The organism is Proteus mirabilis ATCC 29906, from assembly GCF_000160755.1.
Lineage (GTDB): Bacteria > Pseudomonadota > Gammaproteobacteria > Enterobacterales > Enterobacteriaceae > Proteus > Proteus mirabilis.
In genome coordinates this window covers 251689-256546 of record NZ_GG668577.1, presented here as the reverse complement: position 1 = coordinate 256546, position 4858 = coordinate 251689, and the positions used below count along the sequence as shown (strand labels likewise).

The window sequence follows — 4858 nt, the reverse complement described above, 5'->3', positions numbered from 1 at the left end:
CTCTCTTTTTCAGTTGTTATAGGGTTACCCCTCGAGTCTTTCGCGGGTAATCTTGCATCTTTGCATATTGATAAATAATAACTTTCTAATTGAGCTCTAATACATCTGTTGGAACAATCAGCATATGGAAACGTTTTTTTATGGGCACTAACCGCAGCATCAATAGCTTGTTGCATACTCATAGTGTTATTATTTAATCGATTATTTTCAACTAAATAAGTAATTTCATCATCCATCGCCATATGAATACGCCCATGACTACCACTATGCCAAGACGTACCTTCCACACAAACAGTAGGGGCTATGGACTCCTCATAATTCTTACATGTCTCTCTTAACAAATGAGAGTAAATTAAATGATGCCCCGTTTGTCCTTGGCAACATCCTCCTTTTTTCGCGGTCTCTACTTTACTTCCTCTGGCACCTTTTATCGCATTTTTTACAGAATAAGGGACTAAATTGCATTTTCTTGCTCGAACACAAGCATTTAAGCTAGCAAGAATATCTTGTGCATCTTCAGCCAATTTTTGTGCTTTTTCTAGCTGTTCTTCAGGTGATAAGTTTTTATAATTTTCAGTTTGTTCGATCAATTTTTTTATTATCATCCGCTTTTTCAGATAAGACTTTAACTTGTTCTAGTCCCTCTTCAGCAGCTGATTTAATAGTGCTAACCTCAAAACCTGCATAGACTGCATCGCCAAGTGTCCATGCGGCCATTGCCGCATTTCCCCAACCTGGAACTGAGCTACCTGCTACTTGTTTTATTCCAGCCTTTGTGATTACCTTACCGAATGCTTTTGATGCGGCATCCTTTGCCATATCAGTAAGTTTACTTTTTAATGCACTAACATAATCTAATTCGCTTTTTAATGCGTCTATCGAATCAGAAATATCATCCATAAACTCTTTAGCAACTTTTTTAGGATCTTTCCCTGACATTTTTATTTCTAACCCAGCACAATGATCCTCCGTCCAGTGCCATTTATTGCTATTTTTTTTATTTTGTATTTTTTTTCTTCTTGCTAATGCTTTTCTAAGCGCACTTTCTTTTTTTAACTCTTGTTGGACATCCGAGTTATCCTTATCGGGTTTACAGCGCTTTTCAATCTGTGTATTTTCTTTGCTACAATCTTTAATACCGCCCAAAACCCCTCGAGAAATATACGGAAATGTCGGTGTGTTAGATGGAAAAGAGCCATGATTATGTGACATAAGATCTTGATGACGTGCAACACCATATCCTTCAAACTTCACATTAAGTGACCATGACCGAAAATAGGCTTTACCTTTAATAACGCCTGTTATCACGCCTTTGGCTAACCCATTAGTTGCTGGCTCATCTCCTGTACTAATAGAAAAGAATGAACGATCTTCTTGTGCAACCATACTATTTCGGATAAAAACAGTCGCTGTACCATTTGATAAAGCATCTGCGCTAGAGGTGTTAGGATAAGGAACCACTGAGGGGCCAGGAGACCAGCAAGGATCTGGAAACGCGGCCGTTGATACACCATCGGATGCTTTAGAGCAAATTTCTCGTCCGTTAACATAAACTCGCGTATCCATCTACTTTACCTCTTGATATTGTAAAATGATCGCTGTTCGTTCTCCGCTATCCGCGCTTGATATTATCAATCCAGTATTCCCGGGTCCTTCAGGGTGCTTCATCCACTCCGATAATATCGCTAACATAATCACACTACTCGCAGCACCTGTTTCACCGACACTTTTAGCAATTAAATAATGGGGGTAATGTTCTACTTTTTCTTTTAATGTCCGCGTAATAGCTAACGCAACTTCTTTAAAGTAAAAAGCTTCACCATTTGCATTGCTCATACAAAATTGAGTGTCATGTAAAAGAAGATTTGACCGTTGGCAAGCTTGTTCAATAGCATTTGATAAACTTTTCACTCTTAAAGGCAATTTAGTTTGCAAAATATGAGCTGCTTCTAATTGAGTATCAAAACCAAGAATAGTAACGTATTCTTTACTATTATTATTGCTTGTTAATGTAAATGCAACAGAAGCCGCTCCCTCGCCAGGAATAAAACCGTCACTATTTTCCGAATGCAATAATCTATTTGTATTCGTATAATATCGAATCGTTTCTGCATTAAAATAACTATCACAACCGACTAATAATGCAATATGAGTGGTTTGTTCTGATAATATTCGCTGTAAAAAAGGCAACGCTTCCCCAATACCTGCTTTTCCACGACATAACGCGATAGAGCTTTTATGAAAGCGAGGCAATATAGCGTCAGTAACTATACTTAACCATTGTGGGAAAATACCTAGACGTTCTTCTTCTGGTAAAAGTAAACAGATAACAATATTTTCTTTATTTATAGCAATATTCGCCAATGAATCATCAATGACTTTATTTAATAACGCAATTAATCGAGCAGGTCCCCATACCTGATAATCATATAACAAAGAGCCAACAATAGGCTGATTTAGCGTATCTCGAAAATGAGTTTCACGGAAATGATCTAATCCTGAACGAATGGCTGCTGTTGCTGAATAAATATCTGTACCAACGGGAGTACATAACCCAGCAGCAACAATGGATAAATAATTTTTATTTTTCATCTTTATCCCTTACAAATAGATTGATACGTTTGACGAGAAACATAACTATCTAGTCTTGGTCCTATAAGAATTTGCTCTATATCGAGTATATTTTGAATAGGTAATTGGCACCGCCAAGTTACAGAAAAAAAATCCTTTTCTGGTTCAAAATAAAGTGTATCAACGCTTGGGGTGAATAACACGACTTCCCCTTGACGCTGATAAAATCTTACTGGGATATTATTTAATCTTGGTAGTTTAAAATTAATTTTCGAACGCAAAGGGTGTATATTGTTTAAAACAATCACTTCATTGCCAATAGGAAAATCAATTTGTTGATCAGCTGGTGCAGATTGAAAATAACGTTCATCAAAGTCTCTTGGTAAAAAGGGGGCTGTTTCGTTACGCCATTTTTCATCAAAAGTACCTGCATATTTTACCCGTTCACCATAATGGCGAGGTAATACGGATAATGCAATGGGATTAATTTGACTTTCAGGTGTATTTATTTGTTCATCAATGCACTCTAGTTGAGGCATTTTTATTTCTTTATTATTCGGTTTTCGAGATAAAAAATACCCTATTCCCAGTGGATTTATAGAGTGAGATATCTGCTCATCTTTGTAATAATATTTTCCTCCAAATGCAACCCCATAGTGTAAGGGAACCTCAGTAAAAGGCTCTGCGACTCCAGGTTTATAAAGGCCACCTTCTTTACACCAATTACGTTGACCAAAAACTGCGATCTTTTTTATCATATCTCCAACTTGAACAGATATAATCAGTTGGCTAATAGGTTTTTTATGCGGTGCAAATGCCTTAGCATTAAAAATTACATCACATTTTTGTTTCTTTAAAACAAAGTCAGCATCATAAATTGGCGCAGATTTCCCCACCTCTCCATAATATATATCTGAATAGACTAGGGGTTGAGATGGAATAATAGGACGTGGAAGCTGATTATTTTCTGGAATATGATAAGTTGCTTTTATTACAACAACCAGATACTCGAACCCAGCTTTATCAATCATTACTGTCGCTTTAGCAACTGTATGTTTAGCATTATTTATCAACTCCATGTGTTTATCTTCCTTCAGTTCACTTGTACTGATGCACCTTTAATACGATTTGTGGCTAATGCATAGTTATCAATATAAAGAGCCCTAATTTGAACAAACCCATCAGCAGTCATTGTTAAGCTAGATTCTCCACACTGTAACGTAATAGACTCACTCGCTTGGATATGTAATTGGTCTTGTTCAACACATGATAATGTCGCATTATTTATTATTTGTTTTGATAATTTATCTAAATAGTTATTTGAATAAATCATCCCTACGATCAATGGGTTATTCTGATTTCCATTAATAAACTGGATCGCACATATTTTGCCTACATCAGATTCAGTGATTGGCGCTAAACTCAATGCTAAAATAGGTTGTTCATTGTCATTAAATGTAATAGAAATACCTTCGTTACTGTTACTAACAATTTTTGCTAATTGGATAGAGGGAAGCATTGAAGGCTCACCCGATAAAGGTTGAGGTTCTGTCCTTTCGATTATCTCATCTAGTAAGGATGATTTTTGTGATGGTATTTTATTATCAGTTAATAATTTTGTCATGATTAATTACCTAAAATTGTTTTGGCTTTAAGGGTGATATCTCCATCGGCTTTAATATATTGATCTCCAGATGTTTCAATTATGATTTCATGTCCTCGGATCCGAATATAACCCTCTTTATCCATTTGTAATGTTGATTTACCACATACAATTTCAAATGAATCCCCAGCAACATATTTAATGTTTTGTTTAACTATAGATGTTTTATTAGCGCCAACTCTTTGCTGATAATCCTTATTAACAAATAACTTCTTATTTTCACCCACTTCTTCATCTTGATTTTGTGTAATTTTGATCATTTGATTTTTTTCGACTACTTCAAAATGATCTGCAAGTACATGCGTTGTTCTATTGTTTAATACTTTAGTATTCATATCCTTCTGCGCATGAAGAAACACCTCTTGCTTACCGCCCGCATCTTCAAAACGCAGTTCATTAAAACCTTCCCCTTTGTGGGTTTGGCTACGGAAAGTGGTTTGTGTCTTATTCTCTGGGAACTTAATCGGTGGTGCGTTACGACCATCATAGGTACAACCGGTAATTATCGGTCTGTCGATATCCCCATTCAGGTAACTGACCAGCACTTGTGTGCCAATGCGCGGTACCGCAGAAAAACCATAACCATTTCCACTCCAGCCCATGGCAACCCGCACCCAGCATGAA

6 protein-coding genes are annotated in these 4858 nt (G+C 36.5%); all 6 read right to left on the bottom strand.

Annotation, left to right across the window (positions count from 1 at the left end; genetic code table 11):
• The coding region (locus tag HMPREF0693_RS19460; protein ID WP_282667155.1) for an HNH/endonuclease VII fold toxin-2 domain-containing protein at window positions 1–590 on the bottom strand (590 nt) is incomplete at its 3' end.
• On the bottom strand, window positions 574–1566 hold the full coding sequence (locus tag HMPREF0693_RS19455) for a DUF4150 domain-containing protein (protein WP_004244633.1): 993 nt from the start codon (window positions 1564–1566) through the stop codon (window positions 574–576). The genes HMPREF0693_RS19455 and HMPREF0693_RS19460, both read right to left, overlap by 17 nt.
• Entirely contained in the window at window positions 1567–2592 is a 1026-nt protein-coding gene (locus tag HMPREF0693_RS07625; RefSeq protein ID WP_004244632.1) for a 3-oxoacyl-ACP synthase, read from the bottom strand.
• Window positions 2593–2594: 2 nt separating this feature from the next.
• The gene (locus tag HMPREF0693_RS07620) at window positions 2595–3650 is read right to left on the bottom strand and encodes a DUF2169 family type VI secretion system accessory protein (protein WP_004244631.1); all 1056 of its coding nucleotides are present in this window, start codon (window positions 3648–3650) and stop codon (window positions 2595–2597) included.
• 14 nt (window positions 3651–3664) lie between these two features.
• A complete protein-coding gene (locus HMPREF0693_RS07615; protein WP_004244630.1) occupies window positions 3665–4195 on the bottom strand; it encodes a DUF6484 domain-containing protein in 531 nt (176 codons plus the stop codon).
• Window positions 4196–4197: 2 nt separating this feature from the next.
• The coding region (locus tag HMPREF0693_RS07610; RefSeq protein WP_004244629.1) for a type VI secretion system Vgr family protein at window positions 4198–4858 on the bottom strand (661 nt) is incomplete at its 5' end.